This window comes from Collinsella aerofaciens (assembly GCF_028206795.1).
GTDB lineage: Bacteria > Actinomycetota > Coriobacteriia > Coriobacteriales > Coriobacteriaceae > Collinsella > Collinsella aerofaciens_AX.
The window spans coordinates 93,439-119,765 of sequence record NZ_JAQLFJ010000007.1 but is presented as its reverse complement, the minus strand read 5'-3'; the positions used below and the strand labels follow the sequence as shown (position 1 = coordinate 119,765).

The window sequence follows — 26,327 nt, the reverse complement described above, 5'->3', positions numbered from 1 at the left end:
TTTCTCGGGGCCGCCTCTCGGCGGCCTTGCGAAAAACAAATCCAAGTTAGACCATTTCAAATGGTTCGATGTCTGCCCGGATGCGACACTGAATGTGTCCATCCTCGCAGTATCCGGTTCTCAAGGTGCACGCCTGGCGGCTGATCCGGTCCGACCGGGCCGCGCGGCAAGGAGATATATTGCCAGACCGGAGGGGCGCCGGGGGCGGGAATCTGGGCGTACACATTTCCTACACAATTTGGGATCCGACTAACGTTTGCCAGCCGTTAACTACCGCTCGCCGAGCATCTCTTTATATAAGGCAGTCTCATGGTTAAAGCGGATACGTTCCCCTAGCTAAAGCACAGCCAGCATCGAGCAACTCATCACGCTCTTCCACTGAGAACCCCTCGGCGTAGACGCGCACCACTGGTTCGGTCCCGCTAGGACGGACCAGCAGCCACGTGTCATCCTCGAATGCTAAACGCAAGCCATCCATATGACTAACGTTTTGCGGCACCTTGCCACAAATCGACTTGGGGTTTACGCCCGGCAGCAGGGTTCGTAACGTTTCGGCATCTTCGGCCTCAAGGCGTAAATCGCGTCGACCGTAACTCGTCTTACCAAAACTGTCCTCGAGTTGGTCGACCAGAACGCCCAAAGGCGCGTCCGTCTTTGCCATAAGCTCACACAGAATCAGACAGGCGAGGATTCCATCGCGCTCGGGCATATGCGCGGCGATGCCGATACCACCGGCTTCTTCGCCGCCTATGAGGACGCCACCCTTCTTCATCTCTGCCGCTATATATTTGAAACCGACTGGTTTGACGGTCACGCGGCAGCCAAGCGACTCGGCAATGCGACGCACGAGCGTCGAGCACGAAAGATTGACGACAACGCGCCCCTCCAAATTACGAAATTGAACCAAGTCGCCCAAAACGAGCGCCATGATCTGATGCGGATGTATATATCTGCCGCGCTCGTCAACCGCGCCGATACGGTCGGCGTCGCCGTCGGTCACCAGGCCAGCGCAAGCTCCGTCCTCGATAACCGTATGCTCGCAAGCGTCCACCCACGGCTCAACGGGGTCGGGGCAGATATCTTCTTGGTCAGGCGCCTGCCCGGCGTGAATCTCGTGCACCTCAACGCCAAGCTCGCGCAGCAAGTCGGCTAGATAGCCCTGGGCTGCGCCGCCCATGGGGTCAACAACCACGCGCAGGTGCGCGGCGCGGATGGCTTCGGCATCGACAAACGATGCCACCGCTTGCATATAGTCAGGAATGATATCCGCGGTGCGATATTGCCCCTCGATCTCCATTGGCTCGGGAGCCATGGTCTCTTCGAGCTCTTCGATGACATCCTGGTTGGCGGTTGAGCCGTCACCCATGCGAATCTTGAGGCACAGATAACCCTGCGGATGATGGGACCCCGTCACCATGAGTGCGCCGCACGCCTCACCGTCATAAGCCGCCGCCCACGTAAGGGCAGGGGTCGGAACAGGTCGCGAAGCGAGCACGGCGTCTAGCCCGTGCGCTGCTAGCACACCCGCCGCAAGCTCAGCGAACTCGCGCGCCAGGGGCCGAGTGTCGAACCCTATATATACCGTTTTGCCCGGATTGGTCTTTTGCCACAACTCGCCGACGGCATCGGCGATACGGGCAACGTTATCGGCAGTGAAGTCCTCATCGACGCGAGCGCGCCAACCGTCAGTTCCAAAATGAATTATCGCGCACACGCGCAGACACCTCACAGTGTTTGGATCATGGTACGCATGAGGTATACCCGCGATACACACTCGGCAACCTGCCGGCACCAGCATTCACCATTTGGGCAAATGCTGCCGAGGACATGCAGGCAATAAAAACCGCCCCGTATGGAGCGGTTTTGCCCTTTATATATCGAGCGCCTCGGCCATCGCTGCCGTAGTGATTGCCGTGGTTCCACAGCAACTGCCCACCATTGCGGCACCGGCATGTCTCCATTCGATGCATGCGCGCGCGAAAGCTTCGGGGTTCTCGTGCCATACGGGGCCATCCTGAGTCTGGACCGGATCGCCTACGTTGGGACGCACCGTGACGGGAGTAGTCGCCGATGCAACCATCCTGGGCACCGCCGCGTTCGCGGCCGCAAGCGAACAGCAATTAACACCAACCGAGTTTGCGCCGTGTTTTTCGGCGTACAAAACGGCTGCCTCGATGTTGAGGCCATCGCCCAACAGGTCGCCTTTATCGTCAACGACAAAACTCACCAGGACAGGCATGCCGTCGGCGGCATCTCGGGCGCCGGCAAGCGTGGGCTGCAAATTACGGATAGACGTCACCGTCTCGATCAGCAGACCGTCAACACCGGCATTGAGCAAGGCGTGCGCCTGTTCGCGCGCAATGCCTCGGATTTCACGATACTCGGCAGAGTCCTCGGCAAACCACTCAATACCGATCGGGCCCATCGAGCCCAGTAGCAGCTGAGGGTGCGCCTGGCGGGCATCGTCGACGGCCCCGCGATTGACCTCCGCCACGGACGGCACAATCTGATCGTGCTTGAGGGCATAGCTCGATGCCTGAAAGGTGTTGGTAATGAGCACCTGCGCGCCGGCGGCGACATACAAGCGATGAATACGAGAAACGGTCTGCGGCTCTGCCAGATTCCAAAACGCCGGTGGAATGTCGGCGGCATCGTACTCACTCAACAGAACACTGCCCATGGGGCCCTGCGCCAACAAGGTCTCGCTCGACAAGCGGCGCGTAAGTTCCTCGGCACCAAAGCGGTTGTAATAACTCGTATCCATATATATCCCGCTATTCCTCGACGCTGATTCCCTGCTTTTCGAGATAGGCGAGCCAGCGGTTCATCGTGTCCTCGGATAGCGCATGCTCCATCATGCAGGCCTCGGAATCGGCTCGCTCAAATTCGACACCGAGCTCCTGAACCAAAAACGTGCGGATGAGGCGATGACGGTACCAGATAGCCGTACCAACCTCGCGGCCGCGATCGGTCAGGACTACCTTGCCGTAGTGCGATTGCTCGACAAGTTCGGATGCTTTGAGCGCCGAAACCGCTTTATTGACCGATGCCTTGGAGACGCCAAGGCGCTGCGCGATGTCGACCGATCGCACGCCGTTGGTTTCCCCCTCTTCGCTTTCAATGCGAACCATGCACTCCAAGTAGTCTTCGTTCGCCACCGTCAGATGTAGTTCGCGCGAGCTATTTGTCGTATCCATGATCTTCCGTCCCTTCTGCATTCATTGGCTGATTCTACCCCATCCAAGCGTCGCGGTATGCCGTGGCATACCGTGCTAGAGTTCTTGTTGCACACGACGACCAAGATTGGAGCGGTCTTTATGGAAAACACCACCACGAACCCCGATGTCCTCGAGCGCTTTTTGCGCTACGTCCAGATCAACACGCAGTCCGAGGATGCAAACTGCGACCAGGTACCCTCGAGCGCCGTTCAGTTTGACCTTGCCAACGTGCTGGCTGAAGAGCTGCGCGAGCTTGGTGCGGAAGATGCCCACGTGACCGAGCATGCCTATGTCTGCGCGCATATCCCCGCAAGTGCGGGCGCTGAGGACAAGCCCGCCCTGGGCCTGATCGCCCATCTCGACACCACCGAAGTTGCACCGGGCGCCGGCGTGAAGCCGCACATCGTGCACTACGAAGGCGGCGACCTGGTCTGCGGCACGGTTGACGGTAAGCCCGTTGCCATGAGTACCGTCAAGCTTCCCGCCCTGAACGACCTCGCGGGTGAGGACCTGGTCTGCAGCGATGGCACCACGCTGCTGGGCGCGGACGACAAGGCAGGCGTCGCCGAGATCATGTCGCTTGTCGCACGTATCGCTCAGGACCCTTCTCTGCCCCATCCCGCACTCGGCATTTGCTTCTGCCCTGACGAGGAGATCGGCCACGGAGCCGAGCTGTTGGATATCGATACCTTTGGCTGCAAGTACGCCTACACGGTCGACGGCGGCCCCATCGGCGAGCTGGAGTGGGAGTGCTTTAACGCCGCCGAGGCGACCGTCCGCTTTGAGGGCCAGTCCATCCACCCGGGCGACGCCAAGGGCCGTATGGTCAACGCAGGCAATCTGTTCTGCGACTTCAACGCGTTGCTCCCCTACGTGCAGCGCCCGGAGTATACGGAAGGCTACGAGGGCTTTTATCACCTTGAGGGTGTATCTGCAACCGTCGACCACGCCACGGCGCGCTACATCGTCCGCGACCATGACGCCGCCAAGTTCCAGCAGAAACTCGACCTTATTGATGCCGCCGCCTCGATGCTCAACCAGCGTCTGGGTGAGGAGCGCGTGACGGTCGAGATTAAGCAGCAATATCGAAATATGGCCGAGATCGTTTGTGACTTTCCCGAGCTTATTGATGTTGCCAAGGAAGCCTACCTTGCCTGCGGCGTTGAGCCCCAAGTGCTGCCGATTCGCGGCGGCACCGACGGCGCGCAGCTGTCGTTCCGCGGTCTGCCCTGCCCCAACCTTTCCACCGGCGGCTATTGCTACCACGGCGTCAACGAATTCGTCCCGGTCAGTTCGCTCGTCAAGATGACCGACGTGCTCCAGGAGCTCGTCGCCCGCTTTGCATAAGCCTGGCTGCATAAGCCCAAAAGACGAATCGCCCCGTCCTCTATAGAGAACGGGGCGGTTTTTGATACAAGGGGAGCAGTCAACATCGCAGGTTGAGCCAACGTCAGCGAGCGACGTCCAAGGCGAACAAGTTGGCATGAAAAAGGCAGGGCATTGACCTTCTGGTCATGCCCTGCCTTTTGAATGACAAATTGTCGCCTTGGGCGGCGCGCAGCGTCGAGCCGTTACGGCGTTTGGTAAAACGCCGTAACTTAGTAGTTGGCTTCGTAGCCGTTGCCGTCGCCGGTGGGCTCTTCGTAGTAATCGGAGCCGTCGCTCGAATCGTCGGAATCGTCCGAGCCACCCGACGAGGTCGCGGTGCCATATGCGTAGTCCTCGGACGTATTGTTGTTGAGGTCACCGATCGTGGAGCTGGAGCCGTCTGAAAGGCCCATGGTGTTGGGGCCCTTGGGATCCTCACCGGCGTCGACGCGGGCCATCATTTCCTTAAGCTCGTCTTCGTAGACAAAGACATAGCTCACGCCGTCGATCATAGTGCTGTCGTCAGCATACGAAGGCAGGTTGGCCGAGTAGATGCCCTCGACATCCATGCCGCGCATGGCATTAACCGTGGAGACGATATCCTGAACGCTCATATCGGTTACGAGCATATCGGACAGCGAATTAACCAGGCCAAAGATCTTCGTGGCATCGAAGTTATTGAGAATCTGGCTGGCAAGGGCGCCAAGCACCTGACGCTGATGGCGCATGCGCGTGTAATCGCCGTCGGCATAGGTGTAGCGGCAGCGGGCATAGGTAAGGGCAGTAGCGCCGTCCATATGCTGCTGACCAGCGGTAATCTTAATATCCAGGTGCTCGGGATCGTCGACGTCGTCGGTCGCGTTGATGTCGATACCGCCAACCGAATCAATCAGCGCCTGCATGCCGTCAAAGCTGACCTCAGCATAGTGAGAAATCTGCACGCCGCACAGCTCGTTGACCGCCTGGACCATGGCCTCGGCGCCGCCAACGGTGTGGCAGGCGTTGATCTTCATGGTCTCGCCCTTGTACACGACCTTGGTGTCGCGCGGAACGGAAATGAGCGTCGCCTGCTTTTGCGTGGGGTCGATGCGTGCCAGGATAATCGAGTCGGCACGATACGTATCCTCGCCCGGACGACCGTCGGTACCAAGAAGCAACACGTAGAACGGATCTTTTGCCTCATTGGTATCGACCAGAATCTGGCGCAGGTTGTTGGTAATGACATTGGAGTCGCCAAGCTTGCCCATGATAGTGGCAAACCACAGACCCGCAGCAGTCGTGGCGCTCAGCAGCACGCCGAGTACGGCGATGAGAGCTACGCGGCGAACCGTGCGGCCGCGACGGCGCTGACGGGCGCGCTCGGAATAGCGTGCGACATTGTCGCGGCTGTAGATCTTGGCCTGCGCACCAGTCGAGGGTCTTCGGGTGTTATCCGCTAGGGGTTTCTTGTTAAACATAGGCAACCTGCATTAGTAGATGACGGGATCGGGAACGGTGGCATGTTCGACATGCGCGCCAAGCGCCTGCAGCTTTTCGACAAACTGCTCGTAGCCACGTTTGATGTGATGGATGGCCGAGACCTCGGTAACGCCATCGGCGATAAGACCGGCAACCACAAGCGCCGCGCCGCCACGCAGGTCGGGTGAGGTGACCTGTGCGCCCGAGAAGCCCTTGACGCCGTGAATCATGGCGTGATGGCTCTCGATACGAATATCGGCACCCATACGCACGAGCTCGGAGGCGAACATGAAGCGGTTCTCGAAGATGTTCTCGGTAATTACGGAGCTTCCGTCGGCAAGGGCCGAAAGCACCATGATCTGCGCCTGCATGTCGGTCGGGAAACCCGGGAACGGAAGCGTCTGGATATCGACCGGCCTGATGCGCTCGACGCGATTGACGTGGACGCCGTTCTCGATACGCTCGCACTCGATGCCCATAAGTTCCATCTTTTTGAGCACCATTCCCAGGTGGATGGGGCAGAAGCCCGTAACATCGACGCCGCGCTCATCGGCCATGAGGGCGCCGGCGACGATAAAGGTGCCGGCCTCAATGCGGTCACCCACCACGCAATGGGTAACGGGATGCAGCTCCTCCACGCCCTCGATGGTCACAACGGGCGTGCCTGCGCCGACGATCTTGGCACCCATCTCGTTGAGCATGTTGGCAAGGTCGACGATCTCGGGCTCGCGGGCAGCGTTGTCGATAACCGTGGTGCCCTGTGCGCGCACGGCAGCCATGATGAGGTTCTCGGTGGCGCCCACGCTCGCGAATTCGAGCGTGACGGTGGTGCCGTGCAGACCCTGGGGAGCACTGGCGTTGATGTAGCCGTGGGCGGTGTCGAACTCGACGCCCAGAGCCTCGAGACCCAAGATATGCATATCGATCTTGCGAGCACCCAGGTTGCAGCCGCCCGGCATGGCGATCTTGGCGCGATGGAAACGACCCAGCAGGGGGCCCATCACAGCCGTGGAGGCGCGCATCTTGGCGACAAGCTCGTAGGGCGCCTCCCAAGAATCGACCTGGGAGGTATCGATCTCGAGCGTGTGCTCGTCGAGAACATCGATCGTAGCGCCCATGCCCTTGAGCACCTTGCCCATCACGTGGACATCGGAAATATCGGGCACGTTCCGCAGCGTCGTCTTGCCCGGCGCCAAAAGCGTTGCCGCCATAAGTTTGAGCGCGGAGTTTTTAGCACCCGAAACAGGCACGGAACCTCCGATGGCGTGGCCACCCTCAACGCGGATAATATCCAAGGTCTACCCTTTCAAAAAGCATGCCCGGGGTGGCTGGGCCATCCCGGGCATGATGTGTTCGCAAATGGTCGAACGCTAAAGCGTTTGACTATTGGGCAAGCTTGAGCTTACACCATGCGATTTCATTATAGAGGTAGGCGCGGCGTGCATCATCCTCCGACAAATTACCCAGCTTCTCTTCAAAACCTTGAATATCAGCTTTAACCTTGTCGGCATCGACGGTCGCCAAATCGCAAGCGCGCTCGGCGAGGACGGTCACGACATCGTCCGCGACCTGGGCGTAGCCGCCGACCACGGCAAACGTATGGTCGACAGTGCCCATGGCCTTATCGGAAACGCGAACGTAACCGCGGTCGATCGTGCAGATTTCGCTGGAGTGAGCAGGTAAAACGCCAAACTCGCCATCCGTAGACGGAATCGACACAAACGCAGCGTCACCCTCATAGGCGAGGCTCACGGGGCACACGATGCGGATACGCATAACCTACTTCTCCTCCATCTTGCGGGCGCGCTCACGCACGTCCTCAATCGTGGAGGCATAGCGGAATGCCTGCTCGGGCAGGTCATCGGCCTTGCCGTCGACAATCTCGGCGAAGGAGCGGACGGTATCCTCGACACGGACGTAGACGCCGGGGTTGCCGGTGAACTTCTCGGCGACGTGGAAGGACTGCGAGAGGAACTGCTGAATCTTACGGGCACGGTTGACCGTAAGGCGCTGCTCCTCGGACAGCTCGTCCATGCCCAGAATGGCGATGATGTCCTGAAGGTCGGAGTACTCCTGCAGGAGCTCCTGGACCTTGACGGCGACACGGTAGTGCTCCTCGCCGACGATCGAGGGATCGAGAGCGTCGGAGGAAGATGCGAGCGGATCGATAGCCGGGAACAGGCCGAGCGACGAAATGCTACGCGAAAGAACCGTAGTGGCGTCGAGGTGGGTGAACGTCGTGGCAGGCGCCGGGTCGGTCAGGTCGTCTGCGGGGACGTAGACAGCCTGGACGGAGGTAATGGAGCCCGTCTTGGTCGAGGTAATGCGCTCCTGGAGGTCGCCCATCTCGGTTGCCAGCGTGGGCTGGTAACCAACGGCGGACGGCATACGGCCCAGCAGTGCGGAAACCTCGGAACCTGCTTGGGAGAAGCGGAAAATGTTGTCGATGAACAGCAGAACGTCCTGGCCGCGATCGCGGAAGTACTCAGCGGTGGTAAGGCCGGCCAGACCGATGCGCAGGCGCGCTCCGGGCGGCTCGTTCATCTGACCATAGACCAAGCAGGTCTTGTCGATAACGCCCGACTCGCTCATCTCGAGATAAAGGTCGGTACCCTCACGGGTGCGCTCGCCGACACCGGTGAACACCGAGGTGCCGCCGTGCTCCTGGGCGAGGTTGTTGATGAGCTCCTGAATCAGAACGGTCTTGCCGACGCCGGCGCCGCCGAACAGACCCGTCTTGCCGCCACGGATGTAGGGCTCGAGCAGGTCGACGGCCTTGATGCCGGTCTCGAAGATCTCGGTCTTGGTGGTGAGCTCGTCGAAACGGGGCGCTGCATGGTGGATGGGGTAGAACTCCTCCACCTCGGGCATGGGCTTGCCGTCGACGGGCTTGCCCATAACGTTCCAAATACGGCCGAGCGTCTTGGGGCCAACGGGCATCTTCATGGGCTCACCGGTATCGGTGGCAATGAGACCACGCTGCAGACCGTCGGTCGAGGACATGGCGACCGTGCGGACGACGCCGCCCGGAAGCTGGCTCTCAACCTCGAGGATCGTGCTCAGGTGACCGATCGGGGTCTCGGCCTCGACCGTGAGCGCGTTGTAGATCGGGGGCACCGCACCGTCAAACTTGACGTCGACGACAGGGCCGATGATACGCACGATGCGACCATCACCGGCAGTCGTCTTCTTGGTGGCTTCCTCGACCGCAAGCTTTACGGTGTTATTAGCCATTACTGTTCCTCCAATGCTGAGGCTCCGCCGACGATCTCGTTAATCTCGGTCGTGATCGAAGCCTGGCGCACGCGACTATACGTGCGGGTAAGGGTCGAGATGATCGCGGTGGCGTTTTCCGTCGCGGAGTGCATGGCCTTGCGGCGTGCACCCTGCTCGGCAGCCGCCGAATCGATCAGGGCCTGGTAGATGACCGTCAGGATATACGACGGTACAAGCTTGCCGAGAACATGCTCGGGAGAGGGCACGAACTCGAACGTGGACGAGATGCGCTTAGGGGCGTCGGTCTCGTTCTTACGCGGACCGTGGGCCATAGCGATCATCTCGGGATCGAGCGGCAGCAAGTGCTCGACGCGAAGCTCCTGATCCACGCGGTTCTTGGCGTGGTGGTAGACAAGCTCGACGCGGTCAAGCTCGCCGGCACGATACGCATCGCAGATATGAGAGGAAATCATGCGAGCCTGATTAAAATCGGGCTCGGAGGAATTGCCCTCAAAGTGCATGACGACGTTTGCGCGGTCGCGGAAATACGTGGCCGGCTTACGTCCACACGCAATGATCTCGCACTCGATGCCATCGTTCGCCCAAGAAGCGGCGAGCTTTTCGGCCGTGCGCTCCACCGTCGTATTGAAACCGCCGGCAAGGCCGCGGTCCGAGGCAATAACGACAATCAGGCCATGCTTGACGCTCTCATGCTTCTGTAGCATGGGATCGGTGCCCGAGCAGGAGGCGTCGCCGGCGACCGTCAACATGACGTCGGTCAGCGCCTCCTTATAGGGCTCGGCCTGCTTGGAGCGATCGAGGGCACGACGGATCTTGGCCGTAGAGACCATCTCCATCGTGCGCGTGATCTGCTTGGTCGTGGTAACCGAGGAGATTCGCTTCTTAATGTCGCGAAGGTTGGCCATAGGGCTTAGTTCTCCTCTGATCCAGTCGTATCGGCATGGTGCTTGGCCATGAACTGCTGCTTGAAGTCACCGATAACGCGCAGAAGCTCAGCCTTGGTGTCATCGTCGATCTTCTTGGCACGAACCTTATCGAGCAGCGAGCCAAAGCCGTTGTCCAGGTACTCGATAAGCTCAGCGCGGAAAGGCAGCACGTCGGCGATCTCCAGGTCGTCCAGGAAGCCCTCGTTGCCTGCAAACAGAACTGCAATCTGCTCGCCAACCTCGAACGGCTTGTAGCGCGGCTGCTTAAGGAGCTCAGTCATGCGAGCGCCGTGGGTAAGCTGCTTTTGCGTGGCCTCGTCGAGGTCGGAGCCGAACTGCGTAAAGCCGGCGAGCTCCTGGTACGAAGCGAGGTCAAGACGAAGATTGCCGGCAACCTGCTTCATGGCCTTGGTCTGTGCGTCGCCACCGACGCGGGACACGGAGATGCCCACGTCGACTGCCGGGCGCTGGCCCTGGAAGAAGAGCTCGGACTGCAGGTAGATCTGACCATCGGTAATGGAAATGACGTTGGTCGGAATGTAGGCCGAGACGTCGCCGTCCTGGGTCTCGATGATCGGAAGAGCCGTCATGGAGCCGTAACCGTTCTTCTTGGACATCTTGACGGCACGCTCGAGCAGACGAGAGTGCAGGTAGAAGATGTCGCCAGGATAGGCCTCGCGTCCGGGCGGACGATGCAGCGTCAGCGACATCTGACGGTAGGCCACAGCCTGCTTGGACAGGTCGTCGTAGATGACGAGCACGTGGCCGCCGGGGTTGGTCTCGCTGGCGGGCTTGCCGTCCTCGCCGTTGTACATGAAGAACTCGCCGATAGCGGCACCGGCCATAGGCGCGATGTACTGCATAGGGGCGGAATCGGCAGCGGTGGCCGAAACGATAATGGTGTAGTCGAGCGCACCGTGCTGAGCGAGGGTCTCGCGGATGCTGGCAACCGTGGAGGCCTTCTGGCCGATGGCGACATAGATGCAGACCATGCCCTTGCCGCGCTGATTGAGGATAGCGTCGATGGCAATGGCGGTCTTACCGGTCTTACGGTCGCCGATGATGAGCTCACGCTGACCACGGCCGATAGGCACCATGGAGTCGATGGCGAGCAGACCGGTCTGAACCGGCTCGCACACCGGGGTACGGTCGATGACGCCGGGGGCCTTGAACTCGATAGGGCGGCGGTGCGTGGCGACAATGTCACCCAAACCGTCGATGGGCTGGCCGAGCGGATTGACGACGCGGCCGAGCATGGCACGGCTCACGGGGATATCCATAATGCGGCCAGTAGTGCGGCACTCGTCGCCTTCCTTGATGGAGTCGACGGCACCAAACAGAACGGCGCCGACCTCGTCACGGTCAAGGTTCTGGGCAAGGCCGAAGACGGTCTCACCGGTATCGGAGCTCTTGAACTCCAGAAGCTCGCCTGCCATGGCGCTCTTGAGGCCAGTGACGCGCGCGATGCCGTCGCCTACCTCGTCGACCGTTGAAACCTCATGCGTATCGACCGTCGCGGAGAGGCTCGTGAGCTGCTCCTGCAGTTTCTTGGCGATATCCTGGGCATTGAGGGTTTCGGACATTAGGCTTCACCTCCGTACGAATTAGCAGAGTTTGCGAGGGTCTCCTGTGCGATGCGCAGCTGCGTCTTGACGGAAATGTCACGACGCTCGCCGCGGGCCTCGAGCACCAGGCCGCCCACGATAGACGGGTCGACCTGCTCGATAAGGAATACCTTGCGGCCGAAGTCCTGCTCGCATTTCTTAGTGATGGTTTGACGCAGCTCGTCGTCGAGCGGGATCGCCGTGGTGACGGTCACGCCCACTACATCCTCGTCTTCCTCGGCAACATACTTAAAGGCAGCTGCCACCTTGGGAAGAAGGTCGAGCTGGTCGCGCTTGGACATGGTGTCGAGCACGGCGATGATCTCGGGGCTGGCGGAAGCCAGGCGCTCGATCATCTCGAGGTCCTCGAACACATGGTTCTCGGCCTTGGCGGCTTCCAGAAGGGAGCGCGCGTAGGTCTCGAGCACCTTGTCCTGATAGCGGCTAGTCGGCATTCAGGCTACCTGCTTCCTGGATGTAGCGCTCGATGAGCTTCTTCTGCCCGGCCTCGTCCTCGAGTGCCTCGCCCACGATCTTGGTGGCGACGGCAACGGACAGGTCGGCGATGGAGCTCGCGGCACCGGCGTAGATGGACTTGCGCTCGTCCTCGACGGTCGTATGGGCCTTGGCGATGATCTCCTCGGCCTCCTTGTGAGCAGCCTCGATGATACGGGCGCGCTCGGACTCGGCGTCCTTACGGGCCTCGAGAACGATGTCGGCAGCCTGACGACGGGCGTCGGTGACAATCGAGTCGGACTCAGCGCGCTTGGCGATAGCCTCCTGCTTGGTCTTCTCGGCCTCGTCGAGGCTCTCCTCAATCTTCTTGCCGCGCTCCTCCATGGTTTTCATGATGCCCGGCAGGGCGACCTTGGCCAGCACGATCCAGATAATCAGGAAGGCGATAAGCGCCGGGATGAACTCCGCCATCTTAGGGATGAGGATGTCCGCACCGGCGGCGCCGTCCTCGGCGAACGCGGAAACCGGCATGAGCAGCGCGGCCGCGGACGCGGAGAGTGCGATCGCGCTCTTCTGGGATGAAAGATTCATACTTGACGCTCCGTGCTATTTAACGATCAGCGCGACAACGAAGCCGATCAGAGCCAGAGCCTCGCCGAAGGCGGAGCCCATGATGAAGACGGTGAACACGCGGCCCTGGACCTCAGGCTGACGGGCCATAGCACCCGTAGCACCCAGAGCAGACAGGCCGATAGCAAGACCAGCGCCGATAACACCGAGACCGTAACCGATAACTCCCACGATTCCTCCTTTGTCGTGCGTGTCTTATTTCACGCAGGATAACCTTATTTATAACTGCCGGGCTCCATGGGTACGGGCACCAGCGGTTTAACGAATTGCCTTACCTTTAAGGCGCGAACGGAAGACTACTCCTCCTCCGCGACCTCCTCTGCCTCGGAGACATACACGGCGGTAAGGACCGTGAAGACGTAGGCCTGGATGGCGCCGACCACAAGCTCGATCGCATAGATCAGGATGAGGATGGCAAGCCAGGCCAGCGAAGGCAGGGCGCCGACGGCGTGGGCCGCGGAAACTTGCTGAAGCAGCGGCTGCATGAACATGCTCGCCATGATGGCGAACGAGCCCATGACCACGTGTCCTGCGAACATGTTGCAGAACAGACGGACGGCGAGCGTGATGAGGCGCAGGAAGGTCGAGAAAAGCTCGACGACCCACACGAGCACGTTCATCGGGAAGCTCACGCCCTGCGGGGCGAGGCTCTTGATGTAGCCGATCACGCCGTGAGCCTTGCATCCGTAGTAGATGAAGTACACGAAGGCGAAGATGGCGAGCGCGGCGGTGGAGCCGATTGCGCCGGTGCCGGGCTTCATTCCCGGGATCAGGCCGATCATGTTATTGATCAGGATGAACAGGAAAAGCGAGCACAGGAACGGGAAGTGCTTCTTCCAGTTCTCACCCACAACGCCCTTGCCGATATCGTTCTCGACGTACTCGATGATGTACTCGAAACCGTTGACGAAGAAGCCCTTGGGAACCAGGGTCTGCTTCTTCTTGAACACGGCCAGGACGATCAGGAGCACGATCGTGGAGACGATCAGCCAAAACGAGTACTGCGTGATGCCGCAGCTTAGATCGCCCACGACGGGGGTGGAGCTGAACTCGCTGACCAGATGATTAATCTCATCAGGCAGCTTTTCAAAAATTTCCACGACTTACCTTTCGACCTCATGAGGATCTCGCAGCGCCTTGGCGACACGAACCGCGCAGGCAGCCATAAAGGCCACGAAGCCGATCGCCTCGCCCAGGAGGAACATGCGAAATGCCTCTCCGAACAACACAAACACAACCAAGGTAAAGACGAGCAGGGCGATTGCCGAGACCGCCAGACTCACCATACCCTTGAGCATGTCCGCATTCTGTTTATCGTCAAGAACCGGCTTGAGCGTAAAGACAAAGGGAAGGAAGGCAATTGCGCCCGCGATGGCGCCTGCAACGATAGCGAGCAGATCGGCTATCTGAAACACTGGCGTCCTCACTTTCCTTTTTAACGCCTCACAGAACAGTTCCCGCCAAACATTGGTGAATATTGTACGAGCCAATCGCTAAAGTACAACCGAAAAAGCATCGGTTAATACGCACCTGTTCGTTTTCTTAAGACCAACTTTATGCCGCAGGTACGGTAATACGTTTTTCTCGAACCCTGCAGGGCAAAACGTCCGTTAACAGGAGTGCGCGCGGTCGCCTTTTGTTCGTCCGCGCGCACCGTTTCTTCGTATTTGCAGCCGCGGCCGTTTAGCCCAGCGACTAGAGCGTGCCGTAGATGCGGTCGCCGGCGTCGCCCAGGCCGGGAACGATGTAGGCGGCCTCGTTGAGATGGTCATCGATGGCGCACGTATAAATATGTACGTCAGGATCCTTCTCGGTCAGCGACTTGAGGCCCTCGGGCGCGGCGACGATGCACAGCATGCGGATGTCCTTGACACCGCGCTCGCGCAGGTAGCTGATAGCCATCTCGGCCGAACCGCCCGTGGCGAGCATGGGGTCGACAACCAGGCAGATACGCTGGTCGATATCCTTGGGCATCTTGCAGTAATACTCATGCGGCTCGTGGGTGACCTCGTCGCGCTCCATGCCGATGTGGCCCACGCGAGCGGAGGGCACCAGGTCGAGGATGCCGTCGACCATGCCAAGGCCCGCACGCAGGATGGGCACGATGGCGAGGTTCTTGCCGGCAAGCTGTTTGAACGTGGCGGTAGTGATGGGGGTCTCGACCTCGACGTCTTCCATAGGCAGGTCGCGCATGGCCTCGTAGCCGTCAAAGAGCGCAAGCTCGCGCACGAGCTGGCGGAACTGGTTGGTGCCGGTGTTTTTATCGCGCAGGATCGACAGCTTGTGCTGAACGAGCGGGTGATCGACAAGCGTCACACGGGACGCATCATAGGTGACGGTCATGGGTTGATTGCCCCTTTCGTTGCGGCCGCAAAACGGCCTTGCTGACAAGGCGCGCAGCAATGTTGCCGCCGCACGCCATGCATTAGTTTAGCGGTTTGTTGTATCGAGCAGCCCATCGCAGCCCTACTGTGCGGTACTGAGCGAGCGCCTGACTGCATCACACCAGCCCGCAAGGTTTTGTTCGCGGCGCTCGGCGGACATGTGGGGAAGGAAGGTCCTAACGATCTGGGCATTTTGCTCCAGCTCTTCCAGGTCTTCCCAATAGCCGACGGCAAGACCCGCCAAGTACGCGGCACCGATTGCCGTGGTCTCCACCGTCTCGCATTGCAGCACGGGGATATCCAGCAGGTCGGCCTGGAATTGCATGATGAACTCGTTGCGCGAGGCACCGCCATCGACAGACAGGCGCTCGATCGAAAGCCCCACGTCCTGCTCCATGGCGCGCAGCACGTCGTAGCTCTGATATGCCATGGATTCGCAGGCGGCACGTACGATGGTCGCACGGCTCGAGGCGCCGGTCAGACCGCACACGATACCGCGGGCATGCGGGTCCCACCAGGGAGCGCCCAGACCCGCAAAGGCGGGAACGAAGTAGCAGCCCTCGTTGTCGCTAATCGAAGCGGCGAGTTGTGCCGACTCGCTCACGCTCGAGATGATGCCCATGTTGTTGCGAAGCCAGTTCATGGTGGAACCGGCAGCAAAGATGGAGCCCTCGAGCGCATAGCTGATCTTCCCGTTCGCAGCGATACCGATGGTGGAGACCAGACCGTTCTTGGATTCGACGATCTCGTCGCCGGTGTTCATGAGCATAAAGCAGCCCGTGCCATAGGTGTTTTTGGTCTGGCCGGGATGGAAGCAGCAGTGACCGAACAGCGACGCCTGCTGGTCGCCCGCCACACCCATGATGGGCGGCATGTTGGTCATGATGTCGCTCGCGACGCGGCCGTAGTCACCCGAGCTCCAGCGAACCTCGGGCATCATGGAACGTGGAACGTCAAAGAGCGCCAGCAGGTCGTCGTCCCAATCGAGCGTATGGATATTAAAGAGTGCCGTGCGGCTGGCATTGGTGTAGTCGGTGGCAAAGACCTGGCCGCCGGTGAGGTTGTAGATGAGCCAGGTGTCGATGGTGCCAAACATGAGGTCGCCCGCCGCCGCGCTCTCGCGTGCGCCGTCGACGTTGTCGAGAATCCACTGTACCTTGGAGGCCGAGAAATACGGGTCGAGCGTGAGTCCCGTGCGGGAGCGCACCAGCCCTTCTGCGCCCTGCTCGACAAGCTCGTCGATCAGAGGTGCGGTACGGCGGCACTGCCATACGATAGCGTTATAGATCGGCTGACCGCTCACGCGATCCCAGACCACCGTGGTCTCGCGCTGGTTGGAGATGCCGATGGCGGCAATGCGGTCGGAGTGGATACCGCTCTTAAACTGGACTTCCATCATGACGGCGATCTGGCTAGCAAGGACCGCCATGGGGTCTTGCTCCACCCAGCCGGGACGCGGGAAGCTGGTTTTGACGCTGCGACGTGCCTGCGCGACGATGCATCCGTACTCGTCGACGATGGTCGCAAGTACCGAGGTGGTGCCGCAGTCGAGCGCCATGATGTAGGAACCGCCAAAGTCAAACGAGGCATCTTCCATGCCCAGGCTGCCCAGATTCAACGACATCGCTTAAACCTTTCTATTGCATCGGGTCGGACAGGACCCGTTCGATCTCTGATGCGGGAAGTGCGCCTTGGCGCAGGATCTGGAGCTCGCCGTGCTGAAACGACACGATGGTCGAGGCGTCGCGACACGGGGTCTCACCGGCGTCGACGGCAACATCGACCCCCTCCAGGATGCGACCCTCCACCGTGATAAAACTTGCCGGCGCGGGCGCGCCATGCGTGTTGGCGCTGGTGCAGGCAAGGGGGCTGCCACAGGCGCGAATGAGCGCCTGCACCACGGGCGAGGCCGAAGCGCGAAGTGCCACCGTGTCGTCGGCAGCGCGCATAAAGGTCGGCACGCAGGGGGCTGCCTTGACCACGATAGTCAGGGCTCCCGGCCAGCATCGTCGCGCGAGTATGCGGGCATCTTCCGGGATATCCACGCCATAGCGGTCGAGTGCTTCGACGCCATCGACCAGCCAAGCGACGGTTTGCGTGAGTTCACGTTGCTTGAGAGTGAAGATACGGCGATAGCCGGTGCCGAGCGCAGGGACTGCGGCGCCATTGACGGCAGCCTGCGGATCGCGCGGCCACGATGGGAATTCGCTTGTATCTTGGGGCACGGCGTCCGAGAAGGCGTTGACTGCCACGGCGACACCGTAGACGGTCTCGGTCGGGATCAAAGCCAGGCCGCCGCGGCCGAGCACCTCGGCCGTGCGCTCGACGGCAAGCCGATGCGGCTCGCGCGTTCCCTCGTATACCCGATAGACCGTCTGCATGTGTATGCCAGCCCCTTACGCTCTGGTGCAAGTTTGTTTACTGTGGGGCATTCTCGCACGAAACGTTCAACCTATTTGCCCAGAGCGCATGTTGGTTTGGTGAGCGGCTCTAGTAGTCGGTGAAAGTGAGGGGGTTATTGGACTGCGACGAACTTCTTTGGCCTGCCGGCGTGGCGTTCTTGGGCGGCGTAGCGCTCGATGCTGCCTATCGTTATCATCCGACGGCCGTCGACGAGTTCAACATCGAGCTTTCCGGCTTTGACCAGCGCGGTAATCCGCGGAGCGGAGACTTTGAGGTCCAGCGCTGCGTCTTTAAATGTTCGGCACGCCGCTTCCCGAGCGTCCTCGTGGTCGATTTCGACTGAAAGGGCCACGACCTCGGCCGAGCGTTCGTACCCTGCCGGAGTCAAACCGTTGTTGAGGTCGTCGGCCAAAAACGCCATCAGCGCCTCGGTGGCATGGGCAATCGCTTCTTCGCGCGTATCGCCATCGGCAAAGGCGCCGGGAATCTGCGGGAAGCTAGCGCAGTAACCATCGTCTTCTTTTATGAGAACGCAGTCATAGGTAAATCGCTGCCTCATTTTGCCTCCAACTACCATCCAGCTTGGCGACGAATACTTGCCCACGTGCCCTTCTTTGGTCGATCACCACCAGAGCCGTTCACGGTGACAACGCGGTCACCAGAAACATACTTAGCATGACTACCGACTTGCGCGACCTTCACGAATCCATCGTGCTTGAGTAGGGCAATGATTTCCCGAAAGGTAGGAGGTTGCATGGGCCGACCTCTTTCAGCCGTCCTAATTATAAACTACTTTATAATTTTTGCTAACCAGTTAATAAATATTACTGGCGCTGTTTGGGCTCGGTGACGATGGCTCGGACGATGCGGGGGCGATCGGTGAGGTCGTGGACGATGCGCACGTCCGACAGACCCGCTTGGCGGCAGAGCTCGGCCGCAGCGTCGAGCGCGCCCTCGTAGAGCTCGCAGGCAAAGAGGCCGCCGGCGCGCAACATGTAGGGCGCCGCGTTGAGCAGGCGGCGGAAGATATCGAGGCCGTCGGCGCCACCCTCGAGCGCCAGATCGGGCTCAAAGTCCTTGACCTCGTGCGGCAGCGAGCGCATGACATCGGTGGGGATGTAGGGCGGGTTGGAGACGAGTACGTCAAAGGTGCCCCACTCTTCGCGGGGAATGGAGCTCACCAGGTTTGTGAGGCTGAAGGCAACCTCGTCGGACGTGAGGCCAAGCGCATCACGGTTCTTGGTAGCAAGGTCGATGGCGCGCGGCTCGATATCGGTAGCAGTGCAGGTAACGTGGCCGCGGCGCTCCCAGGCAAGGGAGAGCGAAATGCAGCCCGTGCCGCAGCCGACCTCGAGAACGCGGGCAGTGCGGGGCTCAGCTGGAGCAGATACGTTGGCCTCGGCGGCATCTTGCGCGGGAGTCGCCTGTTGGTCGTTGTCCTCAATGGCGATGCCGTATTCGTCGAGCTCGGGCTCGGGGGTTTCCATGGCCTCTGCTTCTGCCGCTTCGGCTTCTGCCGCCTGCGCGGCGGCTTCCTCGGCCTCGCGATCGGCCAGTTCCTCGGCATAAGCGCGACTGCCCAGCACATCGCCGCCTAGCGCCGCCTCGTCGGCAGCTGTGAGGTTGGCGGCACGGCGCTCGGCAGTCGCCCGTTCGTCTGCCAGCGCGGCCTCGGCCTTGCGTGCCTCTTCGACCTCATCGTTCCAAGGCAGCTCAACACGCTGACGGGCAGCAGCCTCGGGGCTCAGCACCTCGGCATCCAGATAATTGAGGACTTCCTCGACGAGCATCTCGGTTTCGGGGCGCGGAATGAGCACACCGGGGGCGCACGCGACGTCGATCATGCGGAACTGCGTGCTGCCGGTGATGTACTGCAGCGGCTCGCCTTTGGCGCGACGAACGACGGCCGCGTGCATAGTCTCGAGCTGGGCCGCGTTAAGCGTCTCGTCCATGCGCATATATAAGTCGATGCGCGCCAGGCCCGTGGCGGCGCACAGCAGCCACTCGGCAGAAAGACGGGGGTGCTCCTCGCCGCGCTCGGCCAGGTACTCCTTGGTCCACTCGAGACAACGCTTGATGGTCCAGATCTCGTTTGCCATGGGGTCCTCCCCTCTTAAGCGCCGGGCGGCGCGCGAATGTCGGAGCAGATTGTACGCGAGGCCAGCGCTTGGCAAGGGGCGATTGAAGGCGATTATCGAGAATCAGCCCAGAATTTTGCACCGGGCTCGCTCAAAGTGTTCATTCGTCGACGTCTACATTTGCATTCGTCAAGCTTTTGGCAAGGTTGCCCATAAACTGACCAATATCTAACCAAACGCTTGCCACATCGCTTGACGCGCGACGCGTCAAAAATCGCCCCGCGACTTCTCGAACGATAATTTAAGCATTATTTTCGGCGATAGACGCATGCCGATCATTGCTTTGCGCAGGTGAACGGCTCAATAACTATCAAAGCAGATTAAATAACATCCCAAAGCAATGTACCCAACCTAGTCGTTGGACGTTCTTGTTTGACTAGTCATTTAAGAACGTCCCCAACGACTACTCATTTAAGTCTGTCCCCAATGAGTGCCCCACATCCGGGGCAAGGCAACGCCGCAGGTAGAGGACGGACAGCGAGCGACGTCCAGAGCGAACAAGTTGGCATGAAGAAGGCAAGGCATAGACCTTCTGGTCATGCCTTGCCTTTTGAATGACAAATTGTCGCTCTGGGCGGCGCGCAGCGTCGACCGGTTACGCGGTTTGGTAAAACCGCGTAACCTACACGGCCTGAGCCAGCTTCTCGGCTCGCTCGGCGGCGGCGAGCGCCTCGATGACGGTGCCGAGCTGATCGCCCAGAAGGACGCCATTGTAGGTGGAGTTGAAGCCGATACGGTGATCGGTCACGCGGTCCTGGGGCTGGTTGTAGGTACGGATCTTCTCGGAACGGTTGCCGTGGCCGATCTGGCTCTGGCGCTCGGCACCGAGCTCGGCCTGCTGCTTCTCGAGTTCCATCTCGTACAGACGGGCGCGCAGCATCTGCATGCAGACCTCGCGGTTCTGGATCTGGGAACGCTGCTCCTGCGACTGCACCACGGTGTTGGTGGGCAGGTGGGTGATGCGCACGGCGGAGTAGGTGGTGTTAACGCACTGACCGCCAGGGCCGGAGGCGCAGTAGGTGTCGATGCGCAAGTCGGACTGGTTGATCTGGACGTCGATTTCCTCGGCCTCGGGAAGCACGGCGACGGTAGCCGTTGAAGTCTGGATGCGGCCCTGGGACTCGGTCTTGGGGACGCGCTGGACACGGTGCACGCCGGACTCGTACTTCATAACGGAGTAGACGCGGTCGCCCTCGACCTTGAACTCGATGGACTTGAAGCCGCCGGCCTCGCTGGGGCTGGAATCGAGCACGGTGGTCTTCCAGCCACGCGACTCGCAAAAGCGCTGATACATCTTGTACAGGTCGCCGGCGAAGATGGCCGCCTCGTCGCCACCGGCGGCGGAGCGAATCTCGACGATGGTGTTCTTGTCGTCGTTGGGGTCGCTCGGAATGAGCATGTACTTGATGTCTTCCTCGAGCTGGGGAAGCTTGTCCTCGTTCTCGGAGATGTCCATCTGGAGCATCTCTTTCTCGTCAGCATCGGTGGTATCGTGCAGCATTTCCTTGGCAGCCTCGATGTCATCGAGCGCGCCGATGTACTCGCGCGAGGCGGCGATGAGGTCGGACTGGTGCGCGTACTCCTTGTTGAGACGCGTGAACTCCTTGATATCGGAGGCGACGGCCGGGTCGGAAAGTTTCTTCTCGAGTTCCTCGTAGGCCTTGATGATCTTTTCGAGCTTGTCGCGCATGGCTGGACTCCTTTATATGCGTGAAGGTGAAAATCGGCAGAGTTGATGGGGCGCGGGGCGCCGCTGCGGGGGTAAGCCCGGCTAGAACATGTCGATCTTCAGATACATGCGCATCCCTTCGCGTATGGGGTACATAATTGCGGTCTAACCCATACATGATAGCGTGCGCAGGCAAACCTGCATATAACCCGCACGGAATGAGTGGACGTCCCCAACGGCTAACAAAGGGACTATCGCCTTGTCGCATTCTAGAGCGTATGGAGCAGGGCGATGAGGAAGCGGACACCCTGGAGGTAGGCGCGGCGGGTAATGCGCTCGTTGGTGCCGTGGACGCCGCGATCGCACTCGTCATCGTCGACCACAAAGGCCGAGAAGCGAATGCACTCGGAGCAAATGCGCTGGTAGTTGGCAGCGTCGGTCGCGCCGATCACGGTCGAGGGGACAATCGCCAACGGCTCGGATGATCCGTTTTCCTCCGTCCCCTTTGGATCACGGAAATAGCGGGCGGCGATGGAGCGAACCGCCTCGAGTCCCGGTCCGCCGATGCGCGGAGACGGCGAGGGTTCGGAGCTGCCAGGGCCGAGCTCGACCTCGACACGGTCGGCGAGCCCCGCCTCGGCAACGGCGACGCGGCAGCGGGCCACGACATCGGCCACGCTCGTGCCCTCGAGCATGCGGAAGTTGATATTGGCCCACATATCCTGCGGCATCACGTTGGCGCCGGTACTGCCGCCCTCGATTTGGGTCGGTGCACAGGTGGTCGTCACCAGCGGATAGAGCTTCTTGCTGGCGAGGCACTCGCGCACGATGGTGTCCTTGTTGGAGGCAATCTCGTCGGCCGTGTAAAGCCCCAGCTCGACGAGCTGTGCGGCAAGCAGGTCCGTGACGCGCGTCGGCCATTCGATATCGCAGATTGCGGTGATGGCACGGCTCAGCACCTCGAGCGATGTGCCGCCGTAGGGGTTGGACGAATGCCCGCCCTCACTCTTCGTCTTGAGCACAATATCGGCGTAGCCCTTCTCGGCAAGGTCGGCATGCATAAGCCAGCCCTCGCCCGCGCCGTACTCGGCAGCCGAAACGATGCGGTAGTCACCCTCGTCGATCAGGTACTCAAGCTCAATGCCGCGCTCCTCGAGCGCGCGGCCGATGGCGCCTGCGCCGTACTGCGTAGTCTCCTCGTCCTGGCCAAAGGCCAGGAGCAGCGTGCGCTCGTGCCGCCAACCGTGCGCCAGCGCATACTCAACCGCCTCGAGAATGCCTGCGACTTGGTCTTTCATGTCGATGGCGCCGCGGCCCCAAATGTAGGCATCGTCCACATGTCCGCCAAAGGGGGCGTGCGTCCAATCGTCCTCGGTGCCCGGCACCACGGGAACCACGTCCATGTGACCCATGAGCATAATGGGCTTGAGGGCAGGGTCGGAACCGCTAAGCGTCACCAATAGCGAATGATCGATAAGCTCGACCTCGCCCGCCGCGAACACGTGCGGCCAAGCCTGCTGCATATACGCGCGCAGGTCGTCGAACGGCTGCCAGTCCACCGCCTCGGCATCCATGCTCGAAATGGTCGGAAACGACAGCACACGGCCCAGGCGCTCGCATGCGCCGGCCTTGTCCAAATCGGCAAAATCATCCTCATGCGCAAAAAAGCGCCAAACCTCGGCCATGACATCCTTTCGATTGTGATGACGAGGGCCGCCCCACCGGAGCGGCCCTGCCACATAAGCGTTTGCGGTCGGTTATTTGTCCTCGAGATAACGCGAGAGGAACTCGCGGGTGCGCTGGTGTTTGGGATTGCCGAAGAGCTCCGCCGGCGCGGCATCCTCGAGCACTACGCCCTTGTCCATAAAGACCACGCGGTCGGACACCGTGCGGGCAAAGGCCATCTCGTGCGTGACGACGACCATGGTCATGCCGTCGGCAGCGAGCTTGCGCATGACCTCGAGCACCTCTCCCACGATCTCGGGGTCGAGTGCGGAGGTCGGCTCGTCGAACAGCATGATCTGCGGATTCATACATAGGGCACGAGCGATGGCCACGCGCTGTTTTTGACCACCGGACAGGCGACCCACGGCGGCGTGCGCGAACTTTTCGAGTCCCACGCTCGTCAGATGCTCCATCGCTATTTTTTCAGCCTCGGCCTTGCTCATCTTTTTGAGCGTGACGGGCGCGAGCGTGCAGTTGTCGAGCACATCCATGTTGTTGAACAGGTTAAAGCCCTGGAACACCATGCCGATGTCCTCGCGCAGCTTGTTGATGTTGCAGCGCTCGGCCGTGAGGTCCTGGCCGTGGAACCAGATGTGGCCCGCGTCCGGGGTCTCGAGCAGGTTGAGGCAGCGCAGGAAGGTCGACTTGCCCGAACCCGAGGCGCCGATAATGGTGACGACTTCGCCGGGGTTAACGGACAGGTCGATGCCCTTGAGTACCTCGAGCGAGCCAAAGCTCTTGCGCAGGCCCTCAACGCGGATGAGCGGCTCATTGGTCTGTGCGGCGGCCGCAACGCCGGTAATGGCGGTATCTGCCATGATAATTCTCCTCGTCTTGAGCCTAGTTGGAGCTGGGCAGCGTGACCGGAGCCTCGGCGCCGAGCTTTTTGCCAAAGGCCTCGAGCAGGCGGCTCGCCACGAGCGTCAGGATCAGGTAGACCACGAGCGCCACGCAGTAGACCTCCATCTGGCGGTAGTACACGCCGGCGACGGTGGTGGTGGCGTACATGAGGTCAAACACGCCGATGACCGAGAGCACCGACGAATCCTTGATGTTGATGATGAGCTCGTTGGTGAGCGCCGGAATCGCGTTTTTAATGCCCTGGGGGAACACGACCTTGCGCATAGCCTGCCACTGCGAAAGGCCCAGCGAGCGCGCCGCCTCGGCCTGACCGGGATCGATGGACTCGATGCCGCCGCGCAGGACCTCCATCATGTAGGCGGTGGAGTTGAGCGAGATGGTAACGAGGCCGGCGGTGAAGGTGCTCCAAATCTGGTTGGCCTGAGCGGTCTCGAAGCCCATGCCGCGCAAAACGGTGAAGCCCGCGTAATAGATGAGCAGGCCCTGGACCATCATGGGCGTGCCGCGCACGATGGTGGAGTAGATGGTCGCAAAGCCGCGGCCGATACTCTTAAAGAAGCGCACCAGGTCGTTATCCACGCGGTCGAAGGTCTGAATACGCAGGAACACAAAGAGCAGTGCCAGGAAGAATGCGATGACGGTGCCGAAGGTGGCAAGCGCGATGGTGATCTCGATACCGCGAATGAAGAAGTCGCCGCTCTTGTAGGTCATGTAGACCAGGCTCGACAAAAAGTCGCTGGGGTTGGAATCCGAGACAATGCTCACCTGCACCAGGTCGATAAACGACATGACGCAGCGGTCGATAAAGAAAACTGCCGCGATGGCGACCACGACGTAGCTGCCTAAACGTGCTCCACGACGGAAACGCTCGGATGCGAACGGCGACTTTTCGCGATAGTCGCTCCAGTGCATAAGCTTGGTGACCAGCGCCGCCGCCGACACGACGAGCCACGCCCACAGGATTGCCCAAAGGCAATCTTGAAACACGCCCGTGGGAGCCAAGAAGCTCAGCGGTGTGGGGTTGCGCTGGCTAAACGCCAGGCCGAGCGCCGCGATAACGCTCGTGCCCAGGTACACATAACGGTGGTCGGCCTTGATAAAGGAGGCCAGACGATTGATGGTTTTCATGCTGCCTCCCTATGCCGGCTGGCGGTCGAGGCACGCGTCCCACATTTGGTCGCGCTCCTCTTGGCTAATGCCCTTGAGTGTCTTGTCGATGAGCTTAAGGAGCTTGTCCGAGCCCTTGCGGCAGCCGACGTTTGCCGCGACCTCCTGCTTAAAGCCCTCGCCCTCGGCAAAATGAATGGGGACGATGCCCGGGTTTTGGGCCATATAGCCCTTCTCGTTCTCGGTGTTATAGGTCACGGCGTCGCACGTGCCCTGCAGCAGGTTCGAAAACACCGTGGGAACCGAATCGACCGGGTTCTTGTGGACAACGCCCGGAATCTCGTCGATGACGGTATCGAGCATGGTGTCCTTTTGCCCGAGGACCGTAGCGCCGCTAAAGTCGCTGAGCTTGGTCGCATTCTGGTAGGGCGAGCCCTCTTTTACGAACAGGCCAAAGTAACCGATAAAGTACGGGTCGGAAAAGCCGACAGACTCCTCGCGCTCGGGCGTGGCGCTCATACCGGCGATGATGAGGTCGATCTGGCCGTTGTTGAGCGAGTCGATAAGGCCCGAGAAGCTCTGTTTGACGGCAACGGGCTCGCCGCCGAGGGCCTTGCAGACGATCTTGGCGATCTGCACGTCGTAACCATCGGCATAGGCGCCCTGCACGTTGTCGATGGGGATGGTGTACTCGCTGGCTTCGGAGACCTGCCAGTTGTACGGGGCGTAGGCCGCCTCCATGCCGATACGGATCTTGTCCTTGCCGATCACGGAATCGGACAGGTCGTCGCGACCGCCGCCCGTCGTGGGCTGAACTACTTCCAGCGTGGAGGGACGCTGGCAACCGGCAAGTGCGCCGGCGACGATAGAAGCGCTCGCAGCGAGAGCGCTACCCAAAAAGATGCGACGGCTGCATACCGGCTGGACATGCGTGCCGTGTTGTTGTCGAGATTGCATCTGGTGCCTTCCCTATTTCGTTTTGCTGACAACAAGACAGGATATACGCCAGCGACCAGCAGCGCAGTACAAGCTCGAAAAATTAATAGACACACGGTAGTCATTGGGAGCGTCGATGTTTTGGCAATGCCAGCGAGCGCCGCCCAGAGCAAACAAGTTGGCATGAAAAAGGCAAGGCATAGACCT

At 60.5% G+C, this 26,327-nt stretch carries 26 protein-coding genes; 1 reads left to right on the top strand and 25 read right to left on the bottom strand.

Features of this window, described 5'->3' with window-relative positions; translation table 11 throughout:
• Positions 1-313: 313 nt before the first annotated feature.
• The 3 genes from PMX70_RS06385 to PMX70_RS06375 form a co-directional block, all read right to left on the bottom strand.
• The gene (locus tag PMX70_RS06385; protein ID WP_233504171.1) at positions 314-1,714 is read right to left on the bottom strand and encodes a phosphoglucomutase/phosphomannomutase family protein; all 1,401 of its coding nucleotides are present in this window, start codon (positions 1,712-1,714) and stop codon (positions 314-316) included.
• A 156-nt stretch (positions 1,715-1,870) separates the two neighbouring features.
• Complete coding sequence (locus PMX70_RS06380; RefSeq protein ID WP_271743182.1) at positions 1,871-2,764, bottom strand: homocysteine S-methyltransferase family protein; 894 nt, start codon at positions 2,762-2,764, stop codon at positions 1,871-1,873.
• 10 nt (positions 2,765-2,774) lie between these two features.
• Positions 2,775-3,197 (bottom strand): metal-dependent transcriptional regulator, encoded by a 423-nt coding sequence (locus tag PMX70_RS06375; RefSeq protein ID WP_035138800.1) that lies wholly within the window; start codon positions 3,195-3,197, stop codon positions 2,775-2,777.
• A gap of 120 nt (positions 3,198-3,317) precedes the next feature.
• Here PMX70_RS06375 and pepT point away from each other — a divergent pair, with 120 nt between their 5' ends.
• Positions 3,318-4,565, top strand: coding sequence for a peptidase T (gene pepT, locus PMX70_RS06370; protein WP_271743181.1), 1,248 nt, complete (start codon positions 3,318-3,320; stop codon positions 4,563-4,565).
• A 251-nt stretch (positions 4,566-4,816) separates the two neighbouring features.
• On the opposite strand, the gene PMX70_RS06365 is transcribed toward pepT, so the two are convergent.
• The 22 genes from PMX70_RS06365 to PMX70_RS06265 form a co-directional block, all read right to left on the bottom strand.
• Positions 4,817-6,043, bottom strand: coding sequence for an LCP family protein (locus PMX70_RS06365; protein ID WP_271743180.1), 1,227 nt, complete (start codon positions 6,041-6,043; stop codon positions 4,817-4,819).
• Positions 6,044-6,055: 12 nt separating this feature from the next.
• The gene (gene murA, locus PMX70_RS06360) at positions 6,056-7,339 is read right to left on the bottom strand and encodes a UDP-N-acetylglucosamine 1-carboxyvinyltransferase (RefSeq protein ID WP_271743179.1); all 1,284 of its coding nucleotides are present in this window, start codon (positions 7,337-7,339) and stop codon (positions 6,056-6,058) included.
• 88 nt (positions 7,340-7,427) lie between these two features.
• Entirely contained in the window at positions 7,428-7,820 is a 393-nt protein-coding gene (atpC, locus tag PMX70_RS06355; protein WP_271743178.1) for an ATP synthase F1 subunit epsilon, read from the bottom strand.
• A gap of 3 nt (positions 7,821-7,823) precedes the next feature.
• A complete protein-coding gene (gene atpD / locus PMX70_RS06350; protein ID WP_118081617.1) occupies positions 7,824-9,278 on the bottom strand; it encodes a F0F1 ATP synthase subunit beta in 1,455 nt (484 codons plus the stop codon).
• A complete protein-coding gene (gene atpG / locus PMX70_RS06345; protein WP_006235716.1) occupies positions 9,278-10,186 on the bottom strand; it encodes an ATP synthase F1 subunit gamma in 909 nt (302 codons plus the stop codon). The genes atpD and atpG overlap by 1 nt, the downstream gene beginning before the upstream one ends.
• 5 nt (positions 10,187-10,191) lie before the next feature.
• Positions 10,192-11,790, bottom strand: a complete 1,599-nt coding sequence (gene atpA, locus PMX70_RS06340) for a F0F1 ATP synthase subunit alpha (protein ID WP_271743177.1) — start codon at positions 11,788-11,790, stop codon at positions 10,192-10,194.
• Positions 11,790-12,266 (bottom strand): F0F1 ATP synthase subunit delta, encoded by a 477-nt coding sequence (locus PMX70_RS06335; protein ID WP_006235713.1) that lies wholly within the window; start codon positions 12,264-12,266, stop codon positions 11,790-11,792. The genes atpA and PMX70_RS06335 overlap by 1 nt, the downstream gene beginning before the upstream one ends.
• Positions 12,256-12,858 (bottom strand): F0F1 ATP synthase subunit B, encoded by a 603-nt coding sequence (atpF, locus tag PMX70_RS06330; RefSeq protein ID WP_118081621.1) that lies wholly within the window; start codon positions 12,856-12,858, stop codon positions 12,256-12,258. The genes PMX70_RS06335 and atpF overlap by 11 nt, the downstream gene beginning before the upstream one ends.
• Positions 12,859-12,873: 15 nt before the next feature.
• Positions 12,874-13,068, bottom strand: coding sequence for an ATP synthase subunit c family protein (locus tag PMX70_RS06325; protein ID WP_022094262.1), 195 nt, complete (start codon positions 13,066-13,068; stop codon positions 12,874-12,876).
• 125 nt (positions 13,069-13,193) lie between these two features.
• Positions 13,194-13,997: a F0F1 ATP synthase subunit A gene (gene atpB / locus PMX70_RS06320; protein WP_022094263.1), complete on the bottom strand. Its 804-nt coding sequence runs from the start codon at positions 13,995-13,997 to the stop codon at positions 13,194-13,196.
• Between the two features lie 3 nt (positions 13,998-14,000).
• Positions 14,001-14,312 carry a hypothetical protein gene (locus PMX70_RS06315; protein WP_035138788.1) on the bottom strand — a complete coding sequence of 104 codons (312 nt, stop codon included), beginning with the start codon at positions 14,310-14,312 and terminating at the stop codon, positions 14,001-14,003.
• Between the two features lie 280 nt (positions 14,313-14,592).
• On the bottom strand, positions 14,593-15,240 hold the full coding sequence (gene upp / locus PMX70_RS06310) for a uracil phosphoribosyltransferase (RefSeq protein ID WP_271743176.1): 648 nt from the start codon (positions 15,238-15,240) through the stop codon (positions 14,593-14,595).
• A 123-nt stretch (positions 15,241-15,363) separates the two neighbouring features.
• Positions 15,364-16,905, bottom strand: coding sequence for a glycerol kinase GlpK (gene glpK, locus PMX70_RS06305; protein WP_271743175.1), 1,542 nt, complete (start codon positions 16,903-16,905; stop codon positions 15,364-15,366).
• Between the two features lie 13 nt (positions 16,906-16,918).
• Positions 16,919-17,662: an L-threonylcarbamoyladenylate synthase gene (locus PMX70_RS06300; protein WP_089573104.1), complete on the bottom strand. Its 744-nt coding sequence runs from the start codon at positions 17,660-17,662 to the stop codon at positions 16,919-16,921.
• Between the two features lie 134 nt (positions 17,663-17,796).
• The gene (locus PMX70_RS06295; protein WP_195404534.1) at positions 17,797-18,288 is read right to left on the bottom strand and encodes a type II toxin-antitoxin system HicB family antitoxin; all 492 of its coding nucleotides are present in this window, start codon (positions 18,286-18,288) and stop codon (positions 17,797-17,799) included.
• Positions 18,255-18,440, bottom strand: coding sequence for a type II toxin-antitoxin system HicA family toxin (locus tag PMX70_RS10155; protein ID WP_089573106.1), 186 nt, complete (start codon positions 18,438-18,440; stop codon positions 18,255-18,257). Before PMX70_RS10155 ends, PMX70_RS06295 begins: the two co-directional genes overlap by 34 nt.
• A gap of 68 nt (positions 18,441-18,508) precedes the next feature.
• Positions 18,509-19,783: a N5-glutamine methyltransferase family protein gene (locus PMX70_RS06290; protein ID WP_117635551.1), complete on the bottom strand. Its 1,275-nt coding sequence runs from the start codon at positions 19,781-19,783 to the stop codon at positions 18,509-18,511.
• Positions 19,784-20,444: 661 nt separating this feature from the next.
• The gene (prfA, locus tag PMX70_RS06285) at positions 20,445-21,512 is read right to left on the bottom strand and encodes a peptide chain release factor 1 (protein ID WP_138340512.1); all 1,068 of its coding nucleotides are present in this window, start codon (positions 21,510-21,512) and stop codon (positions 20,445-20,447) included.
• Between the two features lie 248 nt (positions 21,513-21,760).
• Positions 21,761-23,176 (bottom strand): M20/M25/M40 family metallo-hydrolase, encoded by a 1,416-nt coding sequence (locus PMX70_RS06280; protein ID WP_138340511.1) that lies wholly within the window; start codon positions 23,174-23,176, stop codon positions 21,761-21,763.
• 72 nt (positions 23,177-23,248) lie between these two features.
• Complete coding sequence (locus PMX70_RS06275) at positions 23,249-24,034, bottom strand: amino acid ABC transporter ATP-binding protein (RefSeq protein WP_117821441.1); 786 nt, start codon at positions 24,032-24,034, stop codon at positions 23,249-23,251.
• 22 nt (positions 24,035-24,056) lie between these two features.
• Entirely contained in the window at positions 24,057-25,205 is a 1,149-nt protein-coding gene (locus PMX70_RS06270) for an amino acid ABC transporter permease (protein WP_171025215.1), read from the bottom strand.
• 9 nt (positions 25,206-25,214) lie between these two features.
• The gene (locus PMX70_RS06265; protein ID WP_271743174.1) at positions 25,215-26,141 is read right to left on the bottom strand and encodes a transporter substrate-binding domain-containing protein; all 927 of its coding nucleotides are present in this window, start codon (positions 26,139-26,141) and stop codon (positions 25,215-25,217) included.
• Between the last annotated feature and the right edge of the window lie 186 nt (positions 26,142-26,327).